The 17,367-nt window shown below is 44.0% G+C and carries 15 protein-coding genes; 8 read left to right on the top strand and 7 right to left on the bottom strand.

The genetic code is table 11. The features are described 5' to 3' along the window. Positions 1-2: 2 nt before the first annotated feature. The 5 genes from BTR1S_RS02295 to BTR1S_RS02275 are packed head-to-tail and all read right to left on the bottom strand — an operon-like array spanning position 3 to position 7,022. On the bottom strand, positions 3-2,117 hold the full coding sequence (locus BTR1S_RS02295) for a cellulose biosynthesis cyclic di-GMP-binding regulatory protein BcsB (protein ID WP_029419756.1): 2,115 nt from the start codon (positions 2,115-2,117) through the stop codon (positions 3-5). A 6-nt stretch (positions 2,118-2,123) separates the two neighbouring features. Further along, complete coding sequence (locus BTR1S_RS02290; protein WP_006639709.1) at positions 2,124-3,386, bottom strand: glycosyltransferase family 2 protein; 1,263 nt, start codon at positions 3,384-3,386, stop codon at positions 2,124-2,126. Beyond that, entirely contained in the window at positions 3,379-5,109 is a 1,731-nt protein-coding gene (locus BTR1S_RS02285) for a DUF2334 domain-containing protein (RefSeq protein ID WP_029419755.1), read from the bottom strand. The genes BTR1S_RS02290 and BTR1S_RS02285 overlap by 8 nt, the downstream gene beginning before the upstream one ends. Then, on the bottom strand, positions 5,099-5,947 hold the full coding sequence (locus BTR1S_RS02280) for a diguanylate cyclase domain-containing protein (protein ID WP_006639708.1): 849 nt from the start codon (positions 5,945-5,947) through the stop codon (positions 5,099-5,101). Before BTR1S_RS02280 ends, BTR1S_RS02285 begins: the two co-directional genes overlap by 11 nt. Next, positions 5,928-7,022 (bottom strand): glycosyl hydrolase family 8, encoded by a 1,095-nt coding sequence (locus BTR1S_RS02275; protein ID WP_006639707.1) that lies wholly within the window; start codon positions 7,020-7,022, stop codon positions 5,928-5,930. Before BTR1S_RS02275 ends, BTR1S_RS02280 begins: the two co-directional genes overlap by 20 nt. Positions 7,023-7,354: 332 nt before the next feature. Here BTR1S_RS02275 and BTR1S_RS02270 point away from each other — a divergent pair, with 332 nt between their 5' ends. Beyond that, positions 7,355-7,813 (top strand): NUDIX hydrolase, encoded by a 459-nt coding sequence (locus BTR1S_RS02270; RefSeq protein ID WP_029419754.1) that lies wholly within the window; start codon positions 7,355-7,357, stop codon positions 7,811-7,813. A gap of 176 nt (positions 7,814-7,989) precedes the next feature. Here the strand turns inward: BTR1S_RS02270 and BTR1S_RS23010 are convergent, their stop codons facing one another. Together BTR1S_RS23010 and BTR1S_RS02265 are read right to left on the bottom strand one after the other, a co-directional pair. Continuing rightward, positions 7,990-8,121 carry a hypothetical protein gene (locus tag BTR1S_RS23010; protein WP_255130726.1) on the bottom strand — a complete coding sequence of 44 codons (132 nt, stop codon included), beginning with the start codon at positions 8,119-8,121 and terminating at the stop codon, positions 7,990-7,992. Then, the gene (locus BTR1S_RS02265) at positions 8,118-9,221 is read right to left on the bottom strand and encodes a response regulator aspartate phosphatase (protein ID WP_006639705.1); all 1,104 of its coding nucleotides are present in this window, start codon (positions 9,219-9,221) and stop codon (positions 8,118-8,120) included. The genes BTR1S_RS23010 and BTR1S_RS02265 overlap by 4 nt, the downstream gene beginning before the upstream one ends. A 230-nt stretch (positions 9,222-9,451) precedes the next feature. On the opposite strand from BTR1S_RS02265, the gene deoR reads away from it, so the two are divergent. The 7 genes from deoR (at position 9,452) to BTR1S_RS02225 (ending at position 17,360) form a co-directional block, all read left to right on the top strand. Next, a complete protein-coding gene (gene deoR / locus BTR1S_RS02260) occupies positions 9,452-10,402 on the top strand; it encodes a DNA-binding transcriptional repressor DeoR (protein WP_006639704.1) in 951 nt (316 codons plus the stop codon). Positions 10,403-10,509: 107 nt separating this feature from the next. Continuing rightward, complete coding sequence (gene deoC, locus BTR1S_RS02255) at positions 10,510-11,181, top strand: deoxyribose-phosphate aldolase (RefSeq protein WP_029419753.1); 672 nt, start codon at positions 10,510-10,512, stop codon at positions 11,179-11,181. A 96-nt stretch (positions 11,182-11,277) separates the two neighbouring features. After that, a complete protein-coding gene (locus BTR1S_RS02250; protein ID WP_006639702.1) occupies positions 11,278-12,459 on the top strand; it encodes a NupC/NupG family nucleoside CNT transporter in 1,182 nt (393 codons plus the stop codon). A 28-nt stretch (positions 12,460-12,487) separates the two neighbouring features. Next, on the top strand, positions 12,488-13,789 hold the full coding sequence (locus BTR1S_RS02245) for a pyrimidine-nucleoside phosphorylase (protein ID WP_029419752.1): 1,302 nt from the start codon (positions 12,488-12,490) through the stop codon (positions 13,787-13,789). Positions 13,790-13,983: 194 nt separating this feature from the next. Next, positions 13,984-14,256: a hypothetical protein gene (locus BTR1S_RS02240; protein WP_029419751.1), complete on the top strand. Its 273-nt coding sequence runs from the start codon at positions 13,984-13,986 to the stop codon at positions 14,254-14,256. A 488-nt stretch (positions 14,257-14,744) separates the two neighbouring features. Then, entirely contained in the window at positions 14,745-15,083 is a 339-nt protein-coding gene (locus BTR1S_RS23005; protein WP_236834707.1) for a hypothetical protein, read from the top strand. A gap of 828 nt (positions 15,084-15,911) precedes the next feature. Then, positions 15,912-17,360: a DEAD/DEAH box helicase gene (locus BTR1S_RS02225; RefSeq protein ID WP_006639695.1), complete on the top strand. Its 1,449-nt coding sequence runs from the start codon at positions 15,912-15,914 to the stop codon at positions 17,358-17,360. Positions 17,361-17,367: the final 7 nt, after the last annotated feature.

Here is a 17,367-nt window from a genome sequence, read left to right as displayed (position 1 = left end):
CATCAGCCCCTGTCTGTTTTTCTCTTTTTGCGTCTTACCGCTATCCAGATCGAAATGACTGCTATCGCCATGATGAAAACCAGGATGCCGACATACAGCAGCATATGTTGCTGATTGCCTTTTTCTGTTTCAGCCGGCTGCGTTCCGCTCGTTTTTGAGATGAGCTGCTGGTGGTTTGTGAACACCTGCCGGCTGTCTGTTTCATTCATGACGGTCGCTGTGTCGCTATTGCTGTTCAGAAAGCTGATCATTTCTTTTGTGACTGCTGTGCCTTGACCGCTTAATGGCGCAAACACAGCCATCGAATAATTTGAATCCCATAGTGACGCTTGGGTAAATGCGACTCGTTTCGTTGTTTCATTCAGCATCTGAAAGGCTGACACGTCGAGTGCTCCGTTTTTCGCCACCTGCACAGCCAAATCGGCTGCTTTCTCTTTTAGAAGCGAAAATTCGTTCACGGCGCCGATGAAAATGATATTCCGGCCTTTTGCATCATTCGCTTTGACTTCAGATGCTTTCTTTACCGTGAATGACTGCTGAGCTTCGCTGCCGAAGGAATCTGTCACAAGTGAAAGCTCGTGAAGCTTCGATTGATCCACTCGGTCAGGAAGGATCATCAGTGTCGTGTTGTTCTGGTCTCCCGCATAAGGAAGCGGCCAATCCTGAAAATCGGCGGTCGCTGATGTATCGCCCACAGAGTAGGACAGTGTGCTGTTTTTATCGATGAAAACCCATTTGTCGTCGTCTGTCGAGCTGCAAGGATTATTCTCCTTCAAGCCTGAAGTGACGAATTGAATATCAATATAGCGGTTTTTTTGCAAAAGCTTTGGATCGACTTTTAAGGAGACATGATAAAAGCCGTTTTTATCTTCTTTCCCCAAGTCTTCAAGATCGATAGAGTGGGGCTGGCCATTGATCATCACCTTCAGCTCTGCATCTTTCGCAGAAGCTTCGCTTTCGGCCGCAGCCTTTTGAATCGATGCCGATTTTTTCAAGGCAAGAGACAGCTTCGCCGGCTGATTCTTGTCCAATATCGCCGGGACAGGATAGTAATAATGCTCTGAAGATGTTTGGTCAGACCCGATTGTCAAATCCCCCGCCCCGAAATTCTCAAGTGTCAGATCATGGCCGCTCTGATTTGTATGATGTATGAGCTTGCCGATCTCCAATGTTTCTCCGCTGAGCTGGCTGCTGTATGTTTTATCGGTAATGACGCTGATCTTATCAGTCAGCACATCATCGGAAGCGGCAGTGACAAACAGTACGGGCTGTTGTCTGTCGTTGGCTTTCAGCACCCGTTCCGCAAGCAAAAGCTTTTCTCCATGCGCTTTCAGGTTTCCCTGTTTCAACAGCTTTTTCACCTTGCCGTTCCAATGCTGCTGAACGCCGATAAACATCGTCGGCCTGTCGATCCGCTTCACATCGGACTCATTCAGGAGCTTAGTTCTGATGCTGCTGTCCACTGTGTGAAGATAGCTTTCTGTTTTGACCGCTGCTTCTATTTCTGCCGAACTTGGATCATCAGGGATCACGATCGCCGCTTCTTCCTCTGTGTTTCCTGATTGGGCAAAGGGATATGGATAATGTTCAAGAGCTGTTCCCTTTAATCCGCTGTTATCTCCCAATGTCAGACGGCTGTCCGGATAAATTTTGATCCAGTTGCCGGAAGAATCCTGCCTGACACAGACGCCTTCTTTCAAGACTCCGTAAAACTTCAGCGATAAGCTGTGATAGCCTTGAGATGATTGGCTTTTGTCCAACGAAAGCTTCAATGTTTTCCGTTTTGAATCCCCATCAAGCTTTACCGTTTTCACCGGTTCGCCATCGATTTCCGCCGTTAGAGAAGAAGGGGGGATTAAAAGGTCTGACGCCTCATATTCAATCGCCAGCTGCTGCTGGGCGGAGGAGGAGCCGGCCGGAATTTGATAGGTCAGTTCTGTACTGTCTTTTGCTCCATACATGGCAATCAGGTCGCTTGAGAGCACCTGCTGCTTGGCCTGTGAATGGCTGTTCTCCCCCAGAATTGAGCCATCGACCTTCACCTCTTTTGCCAAAGCTGTTTGTCCGGCCATAGCCGCCAGCATGAAGCTTATCAGACATATAATTGTATATTTCAAAAAAAGTCACCCGCTTTTCCTTTGATTGTATCGTTCTGTTTTGTACCACTTCACTTCCTGCTTGAATAGGCGGTGCTTGAGTTCTACGAATAGGGAGTAAATCACGAGCACAATCCAAGCCTGTGAGTATGTAAAGTACATCAGAAAAACGATGAAAAAGTTTTGCCTGTTCATTTCTGTTTTTTCGATGCTTAATGTGATCATGACCTCTGTCATAAATAGAAAGAAGGCCAAGATCCATAAAATCATCGACAAAAAACCGACTGAAAGGTGCAAATCATAAAATAAATTCACAATAAAAATTGTATTAGACATAATCACGCCAAAGAAAAACAAAAAATACGTAAAGAAGAAATAAAACAAATCAAAGATAATCCGTTTTCGTTTCAGCTTGAAAAATTGCGATAGAAATTTCAGGACGACATATTGATTGCCGCGCGCCCATCTTGTCCGCTGGCGCCACCAGACCTTCCACGTTTCCGGTTCCTGCTCCCATGTAACAGCCGCCGGAAAGAAGCGGATGTGGTAGCCGAGGTTATACACGCGGATCGTAAGCTCGGTATCCTCTGCCAGCGCTTTATCATCCCAGCCGCCAAGCTGTTCGATGATGCTTCTGCGGATCGCAAAGTTGGTGCCGGGAATCGTTGCGATTTTGAACCATTTCCATCTTCCACCCTGCGCCATCCACTGAAAACAGATCGTTTCAATGTTGATGAATTTTGTCAGAAGTGTTTTTGCGGCATTGATGACGCGGAATTTTCCTACCACGGCTCCGGCCTTCTGATCGTTCATCAGTCCGAGAACAAGGTAATATACGGCCATCTTCTCCGGGGTGTTGTCGGCGTCATAGACGCAAATGACATCACCGTTCGATTCGGCAAAACCGCAGTTCAGAGCCGAGGATTTTCCTTTTCCGGCGTGAGGCGGTTTGGTCACGACCATTTTAATAAACCCGTATTGTCTCGAAAATTCATTCACGATCTCGCCTGTCCGGTCTGATGAATTGTCGTTGATGACGATAATCTCCAGCCGATCCTTCGGATAATAGAGGTTTACCATTGCCTTCAGCGTCTGCCGAATCACGACCTCTTCATTATGCGCCGGAATCAGAACGCTGACCTTCGGAAGGTCCTTCAAGTTCTCTCTCCACTTCGGAATGTTCAGTTCGTAGGTCATGTAGTGCCGGAATCCGCCCTGCATCAGGAACATATGATACAGAAGCATGACCCATATTAAGCTTAACGAGATAAAGAACAGAACATTACCCACGGCTTTTTCTCTCCTTAAAGATTCGTTTTTTTAATGTGGCTCTCAAGTAAAAGGTATAGCTCACAAACATGACAACAAACAAGAGCACGACTGCTGAGAGAATCCATAGCGCCTTTTCCAGCGGGCTTTGCTGATGATGGTCGAAAAACTTTTCAACGGCATTGACCTTGCTGTTTACTTGAATGGTTCCGTTTCCGTTTGTGTGAATTTCCACTTTGTCTGTTTTTACGGTTTGCTTCGTTTTCTTTAAATCGAGCCAGCGGCTATTCGGAATGCGTTCCATCTGGTCGACAAGCTCCGGCAAATAGGTCATTCCCAGATAGGGATGGTAAAATGCTCCTGCCACTCCGCCTTCAAAATCGATCATTTGCGAGGTGTGCTCTTCTATACTGCCGAGCGGATTCTGATCTGATGCATCGACATAGCCGAGTGTTTCAGGATACAGCGTCATGCCGTGCAGCATGGCGGGTTTCGTTACAAAAGGACCTGTGCCGGACGTTTTCCACGTTGCATCACTTAGCTGGACCTGTCCGATGATGCTTGAGAAATATTGAGAGGCAATTTGGTAGCCTTGCTCTGACATCGTATAGTGCGGTGCCTCAAATGCGAGCGGATACAGCCCTTCCGCGGTTAAATCCTCAATAGCGTGCGTCAGTTTTTTTCGCGTATAGGTTTCTTCATTTTTCCGGAACGGTTTCAAATAGTTGTGATAAGCCGTTTCATTCGGAAAATCCTGTTCTTTTTGTAAAATTGACGGGGAATCCTCGGCATTTTGCGATGTGATCGGCTGATCTGCCTCAGCATCCCAAAATTCGAACCCTTCCCCGGTTTCACTGTAGCGGTAGGCGTGGGTATATCCGTGCACAACCACACTGCCGCCCATGTTCTGCAGTTTTCGCAATGTTTTGACAAGCTTCGGCTTATCAGCTAAATAGACTTTGTCGCCTGTTTTAGGGTTCAGATAGACCGGGATGACGGCCAGGATAAAAGGAATATGTCTTTTATGCAGGTAGGTTCCGGCTTCAAGCAGCAATTTTTCATCTGACATCGGGCTGATATCCTCCAGCCGGAGATATAAAAGCGTGCTGCCTGCAGGTTCCCCAAATGCTTCTCTGACCCGTTTCGCCACGAACAGGTAGTTGTTTTGCAGATTCGTCAAGCCGATGTATACATTTGACTGCTCGGTTTTCCATATAAACGGATGGGATGTCCCATCATTAGATTTGTGTGTGTATAAAGCTTTTCCTTTCAGCCCTGAGACGTCCAGCACATCGAGCCCGGTTTCCAAAGAGGCCTCGTTTTTCTCAGTGCTGCTGCGGACTTGGTACACATTTTCTTTGCGTGTCAGCGATAGGCCGGAAAATTGGCTGATTTGCCCGGCATTAAAGCCGATTGCAACCACCTGCTTTTGGAAGCCGCTGATCAGTGACACCAGCTCTTTGCTCAGCTTTCTTTTCGTTTGGCCGAAATAAATGACCCGTTCTTTTCCCTCAAGATCAGATGAGGTAACATCCGCATCTTTTTTGACGGTTACATGCGAGGTAAAATGTCCCGCCAGTAAATCAAGCATTTTCACATGGGAAGACTTTTTCCCATCGATGGTTGTATAGATGATGAGAATTCCGTGATTCTCCCGTTTTGCTTGGGCGGAGCCGGGAACATAAAAAACGGCCGAGAGGATGAGTACAGTTGCGTATAGAAGTCGTATCGGCTTACAGTTCATTCATCATCATCTCATTTTCCAGTTCTTCTAAAAATTGATCAGCCGTTTTCAAATCTTTTCGATAGGATAAGTAACAGACATGGAAGGTTAAGCTGACATATTTGCCATTTTCCAGCTGATACGTGTCCAGCTGGTTTTTCAGCTTTGATAGGACAGCAGGCATATGTTCCGCAGGTGTGTGAGTCAGTACGATGCCGAACCGTTCCTCAGAGGGGCGGAATTTTTTATCCGTTTCCCGTACAAGCGATCTGATTTGACTGCTCACAAATTGAAAGAGGCGATCGGTTTCTTTTTCACCGTATAAGGACTTAAACTCTTTGAAATAATGGAGCTGAAGCAGCAAAAAAACAAAGGAGTTGCCATACCGCTCCGCCCGTTTGATTTCTTCAGAGAGCTCAAGCTTCATTCTCTCTGCATTATCAAAACCCGTCACTGTGTCAATCGCTACAAAGCTTTTGATTTCAGACTGAAGCCGCTTGACTGAATGATGAAGCTCTTTCGCGATATCATGGATTCTTCCTGATAAAAAGGACAGTACCAAAAGCGCAGCCCCCCAGAACGCGAGCATTCGCATTCCTTCATCAGCCGGAAAAGGCACAACTTGCTCGGCATGAAAAAACATCATTAAAGTCCCGAGAATAAACACGATGATAAAGGTGCCTGATAGTGCGTAAATCGGACCGAGCCAAATCCCCGCGCCGATCACGGCAAATGTGATGCAAGTCATCAACACGCCTTCAGGCTGCTGGACGGCATAATGCAAAAAAAGAGAAAGGGCCGCGACGAACCCTGTTATATAGGCAAATATTTTCTGTGATTCATTGAATGACATTTTCATCAAAAAGTTTCCTTTCAGCCAATAATGGCAGCAGGTTGTCAAAAGAGTGCGTATTGCTGCCGCTCATATATCCCCCGTAATAGGCAGCGGATGGGTCAAGAATTTCGAAAGAAGTCATTTTTTCATATATCGCTTTGACCACGCTTCTGTCTTCATGTTGTTTCATTAAAAATAAAATGGCCAAAGCGTAAACGGATGGAGACTCATATTGAACAGCCGGCTTTTTTGTATTCGCCCAATACCGTCCATACAGCTTTCCGTTCGTTTGAAATTCCTGCTTGATCCAATCCGCCATAGCAGCGGCTTTTGTATCCCCAGGCTGCAAGTGCCAAGCCGTGTACAGTTGATCAATGAGATTGACTTCACTGTCATAGCTGTATTCCTTTTTCTCTGTGCTGTACATTTTCGGCAGAAAGCCGTTTTTCAGAGGAGCAAGATCTAGAATGTTTGTGTTCCGCTGTTCAGTTTCTTCATCTATGGTTCCGTACTTTTTCAAAACAGATAGTGCGTCAGGCATGATATATGAAAGGGTGATATCCTTCGCCGCTGCTCGGGAAGAGGAATCGTAAAAATCAGTGAATATCCCGTTGTTCATGTTGTACGATTTTATGGCAGCGCCGATTTTCCGGGCGGTTTGCTCATACTGGCTGTTGCCCCATAGAGCGGCAGCTTGATCCAGACTCTGCATGATTCTGAGATCATCGATCAGTGCGTTTGTTCGGCTTGCTTGACCGTCTTGAATTTTCCATGAAATCAGGCCGTTGTTCAACAAAAAGGATTCGTTCAGGTGCTGATATTGCTCTTGAAAATGTGAACGGTCCCTTTTGGCGGCCAAAAATTCCATCCATAAGCCGAGCGATTCTGATAAGTAGACAGGCTGATCGGAAAGATCGGTTCTGATCAGCCACTGATCATTCATTAAATGATGGTAAACAAAGTACTCGGCAGGCTGTAGCGGTTCATTGGCGGTATCTGCGGCCGTTTGTTTTTTCGACTTGCTTTCAGCTACAATGCAACCGGCGGAAAGACTGATAAATAAACAGCATAAGATAATCCCTGTCAATATATGCCTCACGGACACATCCCCCCTGATTCGTTTCCTTACATATTTCATATATTATAAATGAAAAATTGGAGATTGCTAGATTTTTTTCGGTCTTTCTCATCATTTTCGAATCAGGACTTTAAGATCAATAAAAAGCTGTGCATTATTTGCACAGGATAGGGCATTGCACTTTGCGCTATCCGGATGTGAAGGGGGGACATAGTGAAGCAAAACGCTTTTTTAAAAGGCTCTGTTATAGGTAAATGTTGATATTTGATACCTATACGATTCCTTGATATAATCATAAATAGAAACAAGTGTTCGATGAGGTATAATTTCCAAAGAGAACTGAGGAGAAATGGATGTCGCAAAATGGAATTGTTTTAGTAGCAAGTGTATCAATCTTTAGTGATGATAAAGTCTTGATTATAAGAGAGAATAAACCTGCTGCTGTTAATAAATGGAACTTTCCGGGTGGACGTATCGAATATGGAGAGGACATTCTCTACTCAGCTCGAAGGGAAGTTAAAGAGGAAACTGGGTTGGACGTAAACCTGATTGCCACTACTGGTATATATAATTTTATCAGTAGTACGAACAATCAAGTTATTTTATTTCATTTTATTGGTGAAGTTACTGGAGGTTCTTTAAATCTCGAAGAAGATGAAATTTCAGACAGCAAGTGGATAAAAGCAAATGACCTTGTCACATTTGAAAACGAAGATTTACGAGAACCAAATGTAATAAAGCAAATAATTGATAACTTATTAAAAGAGAATTTACACTCAATTAGCGTGTATAATGAGCAACTGATTAAATAGTTCTTAATGAGCTGACGGGGATGTTGGTTTAACAAGAATGGAGGAAACCCTAATAAATAGGGTTTCCTATATATTTTTATGCATGATCAGCATTAAAATTCAACAGAGCCTTTTAAAAAGAAAAAGGCGTTGTGAAAAAACACACAACACCTTTTTCTTGAATAACGCTCTTCATATTAGCCGAAACCGGCGTTTTCCGTGACCTTCACCGGGATTTGACTTACTGCCTTCTGATCTGACACTCCATGGGAAGTGACCCCTGCTGTCAGTATGCCGAGTAGCAATGCGACGCCTGCCAGTTTTTTCATGAAACCGCCTCCGTTAATTTGAAAATTTGATCTTTCGCATAGCACGCTTTTTCAAAATATTTGGCTGAGTGCACATAGTTGTTTTCCTGTTTGAAGTATTTCGCACAGTTGATTGCCAGGTCGGCTACGTCTGACCAATGCTGTTGCCTTTCCAGATGTTTAAGGCCTTGATCGATTCCATCCGGATCGCATTTCTCATACAGGGAATGTATGATGAAGAGTTTGGACTGGAATTCAGTCTGCTCCTTTTTCGAAGCGAGGGATGCCGCTTTTTGGTACCAGTGACGCGCCTCTGCATACAGTCCCATTTTGTAGAGAACACGGCTCAGCATGTATTTGGACCGCAGAGAAAAGACGGATTGCCGATGTTCTGGAATGTTCAATGCTTTTTCAAAGCACTGTCTTGCTTCAAGCAGCTGGTCATGACGTTCATAGCAAATTCCCAAATTCATGCAGGCAAGTCCGGCCGATCGGAAATCTCCGGCTGCAGAAGCTTCGCCGTATACCTTCCGATAAAGCTCTTCGGCTTCATGAAACCGCTGAAGGTCTACATAATTGGCGGCAATCACCATTTTGCTTTTGAGTGTTTTGCTTGTGTATTCGTCATGTGCTTGAAAGGATTCCAGCGCTTTTTCAGCATGGTTTAATGAAAAAATGTTTTGTCTGATTTCATAGTAAGCAATGGCCAGATGATAGTGGAATTCGGCTATTTCGATTTCATCAGGGATTTTGTAAAGTGAATGTTCGGCAATTTTGTAGAAGTTGATGGCGGTGATGAAGTCTTTTTTATAAAACTCATACATTCCGCTGAAAAAATAGAAATAGTATTGAATCATGTTGTCCGTGCCGATTTCTTCCGGTGTTTTATTGATGTTTTTTAAGAGTGTTCCGGATTCCTCATACCGTTCTGTCAACAGTTTGAATCGCGAATCAATGAGGTTGAAATACAGAAGCACATCCTGATTTTCTTCCATCGCATCAAGCGTCCTCTTAATTTCTTCCCTCATGGCGGCCGCCTCTGTAATGTTGTTCTGCCTGATCAGCCCGTACCATTGATTCAAGCTGTTTCCCACTGCTTCGAATGCGATTTTTGCTGCCACTCTTCACCCTCCATTCACCAATATGGTAACCTCCCCTACATTACCCATTTTATCATAATAATGGTATATTAATAGTTATAAACAGTACAAGTTTACTATAGTCAACATGGCATATAACGCCGGCAGAAAGACTTGCTTCAGCCGGGATGTGCATCAGCGTTCCGGCTGGTTGAAAAAGTCTGCAAGGGTATATATGATGGTATGAAGCGATACTAAAGGGGAGGCTTGTGATGGACAGGGAAAAACAGCAATTGAGCATTGAAGCTGCAAGACTTTATTATCAGTCTGATTACAGCCAGCAGCAAATCGCTGAACAGCTTCAAATTTCAAGGCCGACAGTATCCAGGCTGCTGCAATATGCAAAGGAAAAGGGGTATGTACAGATCCGCATCATGGACCCGTTTGAGGACATGGATGCGCTCGGTTCGATGCTTGAAGAGAAATACGGTCTGCTTGAGGCGCACGTCGTTTTTTCACCGACGGAGGATTATACGATCATCACGCACTATCTCAGCCGCTACGGTGCGGAATATATGCACGGCGCCGTTAAAGATGGCGACATCGTCGGCGTCAGCTGGGGAACGACCATGTATCAGGTTGCACAAAATCTCCACGCCAAACAAGTGAAAGGCGTAGAGGTCGTCCAGTTGAAAGGCGGGATCAGCCATTCACAAGTCAATACATATTCGGCAGAAACAATTCAGCTGTTTGCCGAGGCTTTTCAAACGATGCCGAGATATCTCCCGCTCCCGGTCGTGTTTGATCATGCCGAGGTTAAACAGATGGTAGAGCAAGACCGCCATATCAAACGGATCATGGAGATGGGCAAACAAGCCAACATCGCGCTTTTTACGGTTGGAACGGTTCGCGATGAAGCACTGCTGTTCAGACTCGGCTATTTCAGCGAGAAAGAAAAATCCCTGCTCAAAACAAAAGGCGTCGGCGACATTTGTTCGCGGTTTTTTGATGCTGATGGAAACATATGCAGCGAAGCCATCAATGCCAGAACAATCGGTGTAGAGCTGGGGGATTTAAGGGAGAAGGAACGATCAATTCTCATCGCCGGCGGCCTGAGGAAAACGGCTGCCATTCACGGGGCGCTGAAAGGCAAATACGCCAATGTGCTGATTATCGATCAGCATACGGCAAAGGAATTGTTAAAAAAGGGTCAGGAAGATTGACCTTGAATTAACGTTATTTTCTAATGAACAAAATTTCATGTGGTAATTTACATTTGTTCAAAAATCAGTTATGCTGAAACTATCTTAGACAAAGGAAGTGCTTGTATATGACGATTGCAAAACAAATTGATCATACAGCATTGAAACCGCATACACAAAAATCAGACATAAAGAAGTTAATAGAGGAAGCGAAAACATACCAATTCGCTTCAGTCTGCGTCAATCCGACATGGGTGGAATTTGCCGCCAAAGAACTGGCTGGAACCGGAATTGATGTTTGCACAGTCATCGGCTTCCCTTTGGGCGCCAATACATCTGAAACAAAAGCGTTTGAGACGAAAGACGCCATTGCAAAAGGCGCGACAGAGGTGGATGTGGTCATCAACATCGCCGCTTTAAAAGACGGCGACGATAAGCTGGTTGAATCAGATATCCGCGGCGTTGTAGAAGCCGCAGCCGGAAAAGCCCTTGTCAAAGTCATTATTGAAACATGTCTTTTGACAGATGAAGAAAAAGAGCGTGCATGCCGTTTGGCAGTCGCAGCGGGTGCTGATTACGTCAAAACGTCCACAGGATTCTCCACAGGCGGAGCAACAGCGGAAGATATCGCGTTAATGCGGAAAACCGTAGGACCTGACATTGGGGTCAAAGCATCCGGTGGCATCAGAACAAAAGAGGATGTTGAAAAAATGATCGCAGCGGGAGCAAGCCGCATCGGAGCGAGCGCCGGGGTTTCCATTGTCGGCGGTGAAGCCGGGAAACAAGACGATAACTATTGATAGATGCAGAAACGGGAAGCGTCATGCTTCCCGCAAAATACAGAAACATGGCATTGTAGAAAATTGTAAGCGAATACAATTTCAGGAGGACGCGACATGAAGTTTTTAATTGGGATCTTAGGCTTGATCGTAGTCTTGGCCCTTGCATGGGTGGCGAGCAGCGGGAAAAACAGAGTCAAGTACCGCCCTGTCATCGTTATGATTGTACTGCAATTTGTATTAGGGTATATTTTGCTCAACACAGGTGTCGGCAATTATCTTGTCGGAGGCTTTGCCCAAGGCTTCGGCTATTTGCTCACATATGCAGGAGAAGGAGTTAATTTTGTTTTTGGCGGGCTGGTGAATGTGAATGAATCTACATTCTTCATGAACGTTCTCCTCCCAATCGTGTTTATTTCAGCTTTAATTGGTATTCTTCAGTATTGGAAAATACTCCCGTTTATTATAAAATATATTGGACTTGCGCTTAGCAAAGTCAACGGAATGGGGAAACTGGAATCTTACAATGCCGTGGCTTCGGCGATTTTGGGGCAGTCTGAAGTATTTATTTCCTTGAAAAAGCAATTAGGAGGGCTTTCCAAACAAAGGCTCTACACACTATGTGCGTCAGCGATGTCAACCGTGTCCATGTCAATCGTCGGTTCTTACATGACGATGCTTAAGCCCGAATATGTCGTGACCGCGCTTGTATTGAACTTATTTGGCGGATTTATTATTGCTTCTATTATCAATCCTTATGAAGTGACACAGGAAGATGATGTGGCAGAGGTTGTAGAAGGGGAAAAACAATCCTTTTTCGAAATGCTCGGTGAATACATTATGGACGGATTTAAGGTGGCCGTCGTCGTTGCGGCTATGCTGATCGGATTTGTTGCGATCATCGCCATGATCAACGGTATTTTTAATGCTGTATTGGGCGTATCCTTCCAAGAACTGCTTGGCTATGTATTTGCCCCATTCGCTTTCTTAATGGGTATTCCATGGAATGAGGCAGTCAATGCCGGAAGCATCATGGCAACCAAAATGGTGTCCAATGAATTCGTTGCTATGCAGTCGCTTGCTCAAGGCAATTTCCACTTCAGCGGCCGTACGGAAGCGATTGTGTCCGTCTTCCTCGTCTCTTTTGCAAACTTCTCATCCATCGGCATCATTGCCGGCGCGGTGAAAGGATTGAATGAAAAACAAGGGAATGTCGTCGCTCGTTTTGGCTTAAAATTATTGTACGGTGCTACACTCGTCAGTTTCTTGACTGCGACAGTCGTCGGATTGATTTACTGAACATTATAGAAAAGGATCGGTGATGATGATGAGAATGGTCGATATCATTACGAAAAAGCAGAGCGGAAAAGAGCTGTCCACGGAAGAAATCAACTTCTTTATCAACGGCTATACGGACGGCAGCATTCCTGACTATCAGGCAAGCGCGCTGGCCATGGCGATCTATTTTCAAGACATGACTGACAGAGAACGCGCTGATTTAACGATGGCTATGGTCAACTCAGGCGAGACGATTGACCTCTCCGCCATTGAAGGCATTAAGGTCGACAAGCATTCAACCGGAGGCGTCGGCGACACGACCACACTCGTTCTCGCGCCGCTTGTCGCTTCGCTTGGGGTGCCTGTTGCCAAGATGTCCGGCCGCGGACTCGGCCATACAGGAGGAACGATTGACAAGCTGGAAGCCATTGAAGGGTTTCACGTGGAACTTTCAAAGGATGAATTCGTTGACCTCGTCAACCGCGACAAGGTCGCCGTCGTCGGGCAAAGCGGTAACTTGACTCCCGCCGATAAAAAGCTTTATGCACTTCGTGATGTGACAGGGACTGTCAATTCGATCCCGCTGATCGCAAGCTCAATTATGAGCAAGAAAATTGCCGCCGGAGCGGATGCCATCGTCCTTGATGTGAAAACGGGAGCGGGCGCCTTTATGAAAACGGACGAAGACGCCGTCAATCTCGCAAAAGCGATGGTCCGAATCGGCAACAATGTCGGCCGCCAAACGATGGCTGTCATCTCTGACATGTCTCAGCCGCTCGGCTATGCAATCGGAAACGCCTTAGAGGTCAAAGAAGCGATCGACACATTAAAAGGAGAAGGTCCTGAAGACCTTACCGAGCTTGTCTTAACATTGGGCAGCCAAATGGTCGTTCTCGCCAAAAAAGCAGAGACTCTTGACGAAGCAAGAGAGAAACTGACCGATGTAATGAAAAACGGAAAAGCGCTGCAAAAATTCAAAGACTTCCTGCAGAACCAAGGCGGCGACAGCTCTGTCGCGGATAACCCTGAAAAGCTGCCTCAGGCTGCCTACAAAATCGACGTTCCTGCCAAAGAAGCGGGCGTCGTGTCTGAAATCGTCGCCGATCAAATCGGCGTCGCGGCCATGCTACTGGGTGCCGGCCGCGCAACAAAAGAAGACAAAATCGACCTCGCCGTTGGCATCATGCTTCGCAAAAAAGTCGGCGATGCCGTTGAAAAGGGAGAACCATTGGTCACACTTTACGCCAACCGTGAAAATGTTGATGACGTTATCACAAAGGTTTATGAAAATATCCGGATTGCTGATCAGGCAGAAGTACCAAAGCTGGTGCACACGGTGATCACTGAATAAAAGGAAATTAGCAAGCAGCACATGCCCGTGGCGGGTGTGTGCTGTTTTTCTTTTTAGTCGGCATAAAGGATGATGAAAGCGATAGGGTCTTTTTTCTCATTTACCTGTTTTTATCTTTCTTGTAGTATGAAAAAGGTCTGTTTGTCACCTTTTTACATAGTCGGAAAGATATAAACAACAGGAGGTCATTAAACGTGTTCAAACGCATCTTAGCATCTGCTGCCATCAGTTTTTTAATATTAATTCTTATTGGTATAGGTTCATTCATCCTGTATGCCATACTGTCGTTTTTTTTCCTGCAATCTTTCGCGACGGGAAACCTCTCCCAGGATGAAGCATTGGGATGGGGGTATATCGGCATGCTGGTTATTTCCTTCATATTAGCCATTTTGACTAGCGGAATTGCGGGTGTCGTAAGCTTTTGTAAATATTTTAAAAAATATGGGGAAAAGAATCGTTCAATATGAATAATAAAATGATTCAGGCTGCCGGATTTGCTGGCAGTTTTTTTGTTTCAAAAAAACCTTTCCGTCTTTCCTTTTTTGTCATGATCAATATATTCAAGAAAACCAAAATTTCGTGAAAGAGCACCAGAGGCTATTATAAATGAACAACAGTTCATTTATAGTGAAAAGGGAATTGAACCTTTTTCAATCCAGACAGAAAGTCTTTTAAAACAAAGAGGATATTGGGCTGATAACACAGAATCTAACTTGCAAAAAGGATTAGAAAACCTGATACATCTACTCATTCAATCAAAGCAAAAAGTTCGCTGTATCCATCGAAAAAAGGTGCTGATTGTACATCACCTTCAAAAAAATGAACTGATCGTGCAGGAAATCGAAAACCAAAACACAGTTTTTCGATTTTACGAAGCAGAGAAACGTTTCTGGAAATATTGAAAGCATTTTATCATTCATATACGGATAAGAAACCAGAATATGAAATTTTTAAAATGGATGAAGATTCATTTGACGAGTTTCACGAGGTAGAAGCTGAAGTTATTAAAAGAATGGCAGAGGACCCAAAAACACATCCGTCTATTAGTCAATTTTCTTTTGATTTTTTAGCGAACGATCAAGAACTTGATAATATTTCTTTTGTTGAAAGTGACTATATTCAAAACCAAACAAGATTAGATCAAGTTGTGTTTTTATTAAAAAGCGACGATTTCATTTGGCATTTAGATTATGAAAATATTAAAAAAACCGGTTCTCTTTATCTTCAGCCGGTAGCAGTGGGTGAATATTTTGAGAAAATAGTGGCCGTCATGAATGAATTTTATGATTTATAGAATGTAGAAAGGACTAATTTTATGTTTTCAATAAAAAAAAGCTTCTTTTTTTGGTTAAGAAGCAACGTTGTTATATTATTGTTTACAGCTTTTTTGTTAGCAAGCTTGCCTTATAGAAATGAGGATGAGAGCGGTAACTCAATTTTTTTATTTGCTTTTTTATCTGAATGCTTCTTAATATTACTTTCTTTTGTATATGGTACTAAAACAAAAAAGCAATATACCAGCCCACGAAAAAGGATACTTAAGAAGTCAAATGTGACACAAGGTATTTTAGTATTTCTTTTCATAAGTATCTTCTTTAGTTATGCATTAAATGGAATGGTACCTTTTCCAAGTTCATTGCTTTATATTTCATTAAGTGTCAACTTAATAATGGCTATATATTCTTTAATTGCTCCCTCATGGGTAATAAAAATATATGAATACAATATTTATGAAGCACCGAATGGGTGGATAAGCGATTTGCTGTATTTTTTGTTTTTCGTATGGTCGGTTAACTATGAGGTTCAAGTTGTTTTATACCGGCTCCCATTTCTGTTGCAACGGTTATTGGGTATTATTTTTATATTTGTTTTGATCATAAACATATTTTTGATTTCTTCAATGTTTTAGAGGGGCAATTGAATGTTAAAAACAGTCGTTTCTTTGGCTGAGAAGCAATTTTTTTGTTGTTAACAGCTTTTTAAGTTGATTAGGGTGTTTCTTAGGGCTGCACTGATTGCAGCCTCTTTGTCATGTCTTTTTGAAATCAGTCATGATTAGCGTATAATCACATTCATAACACCGTCATTGACTGGAAATCATATGACCAAAAGGAGTCCATTTATGAGCAAAACCAGTTTTAAAAGCTATAGATTAAGCGGCGATATCATGAAAGCCCTCGATCATTTAGGGTACAAGCATCCGACTGCGGTGCAGAGTGAAGTGATCCCCGCAGTGCTCAAGAAGCGGGATGTTATTGTGAAATCGCGGACGGGGAGCGGGAAGACGGCTGCGTTCGGAATTCCGCTTGGCGAACTGACCGAATGGGAAGAGAATAGACCCCAAGCTCTGATTTTGACACCGACGCGCGAGCTTGCCGCTCAAGTAAAAGAGGATTTGACCAATATCGGCCGCTATAAAAGAATAAAAGCAGCAGCTGTTTACGGAAAATCTTCCTTTGAACGGCAGAAAACGGAATTGAAACAAAAATGCCATGTGGTTGTCGGGACTCCGGGCCGTTTATTAGATCACATTGAAAAAAGAACGCTTCCGCTGGAAAAACTGAAATACCTTGTCATCGATGAAGCTGATGAAATGTTGAATATGGGATTTATCGACCAGGTTGAAGCGATCATCCGTCATCTGCCGGAAGAACGGCTGACCATGCTGTTTTCAGCGACCTTTCCGGAGGATGTCGAGCACCTTGCTGATCAATATATGAAAAGCCCTTTGAAAATCGAGATCAAAGCAAGCGGTATGACAACCGCAGACATCGATCATGCGCTGATCATCGTAAACGAGCATGATAAATTTTCGCTTTTGCGGGATGTTTTAATTACTGAGAACCCGGACAGCTGCATCATGTTTTGCCGTACACAGGAGCATGTGAATGAATTGCAGCGGCGATTGGCCGGTTTGGGCTATCCCTCTGCCAAAATCCACGGCGGAATGCCTCAGGAAGAACGTTTTGCCGTTATGAACCGCTTTAGACGCGGAGCATTTCGCTATTTGATAGCCACCGATGTGGCGGCAAGGGGCATTGACATTGAGAACATGACACATGTGATCAACTATGATCTGCCATTAGATAAAGAAAGCTATGTGCACCGTACCGGAAGAACAGGACGAGCGGGCAGCCGGGGAAAAGCGGTTACCTTTGCCACACAGCATGAAAAGAACATTATAGCGGAAATTGAAGACTACATCGGTTTTGCTATTCCTGTCATTGAAGCTCCATCAAAAGGAGAAGTGGCACAAGCAAAAGCGGCGTTTCAAAAGAATATCAATACAAAGCCGGAGCTTAAAAAAGATAAGAGTGAATCGTTAAATCAAGAAATCATGAAGCTCTATTTTAATGGGGGAAAGAAGAAGAAACTGAGAGCCGTTGATTTCGTCGGAACGATTGCTAAAATCGATGGTGTCTCTGCGGAAGATATCGGTATTATCACAATACAAGAGCAATGTTCATTTGTTGAGATATTAAACGGCAAAGGCCCGCTCGTATTAAATGCGATGAAAGAAACGACCGTGAAAGGGAAATTGTTGAAAGTGCATAAAGCAAGGAAGAACTAATTTCAGG

The sequence above is a fragment of the Bacillus sonorensis NBRC 101234 = KCTC 13918 genome (assembly GCF_001592005.1).
GTDB lineage: Bacteria > Bacillota > Bacilli > Bacillales > Bacillaceae > Bacillus > Bacillus sonorensis.
The sequence above is the reverse complement of the archived record's forward strand: the minus strand, read 5'-3'. Positions and strand labels throughout refer to the sequence as shown.

What these genes read in the sequence shown, in the direction of transcription:
- BTR1S_RS02285 (WP_029419755.1), bottom strand. Translation starts at nt 5,109, where the DNA reads ATGAACTGTAAGCCGATACGACTTCTATACGCAACTGTACTCATCCTC.
- BTR1S_RS02280 (WP_006639708.1), bottom strand. Translation starts at nt 5,947, where the DNA reads ATGAAAATGTCATTCAATGAATCACAGAAAATATTTGCCTATATAACA.
- BTR1S_RS02270 (WP_029419754.1), top strand. Translation starts at nt 7,355, where the DNA reads ATGTCGCAAAATGGAATTGTTTTAGTAGCAAGTGTATCAATCTTTAGT.
- BTR1S_RS23010 (WP_255130726.1), bottom strand. Translation starts at nt 8,121, where the DNA reads ATGAAAAAACTGGCAGGCGTCGCATTGCTACTCGGCATACTGACAGCA.
- deoR (WP_006639704.1), top strand. Translation starts at nt 9,452, where the DNA reads ATGGACAGGGAAAAACAGCAATTGAGCATTGAAGCTGCAAGACTTTAT.
- deoC (WP_029419753.1), top strand. Translation starts at nt 10,510, where the DNA reads ATGACGATTGCAAAACAAATTGATCATACAGCATTGAAACCGCATACA.
- BTR1S_RS02250 (WP_006639702.1), top strand. Translation starts at nt 11,278, where the DNA reads ATGAAGTTTTTAATTGGGATCTTAGGCTTGATCGTAGTCTTGGCCCTT.
- BTR1S_RS02245 (WP_029419752.1), top strand. Translation starts at nt 12,488, where the DNA reads ATGAGAATGGTCGATATCATTACGAAAAAGCAGAGCGGAAAAGAGCTG.
- BTR1S_RS23005 (WP_236834707.1), top strand. Translation starts at nt 14,745, where the DNA reads ATGGATGAAGATTCATTTGACGAGTTTCACGAGGTAGAAGCTGAAGTT.
- BTR1S_RS02225 (WP_006639695.1), top strand. Translation starts at nt 15,912, where the DNA reads ATGAGCAAAACCAGTTTTAAAAGCTATAGATTAAGCGGCGATATCATG.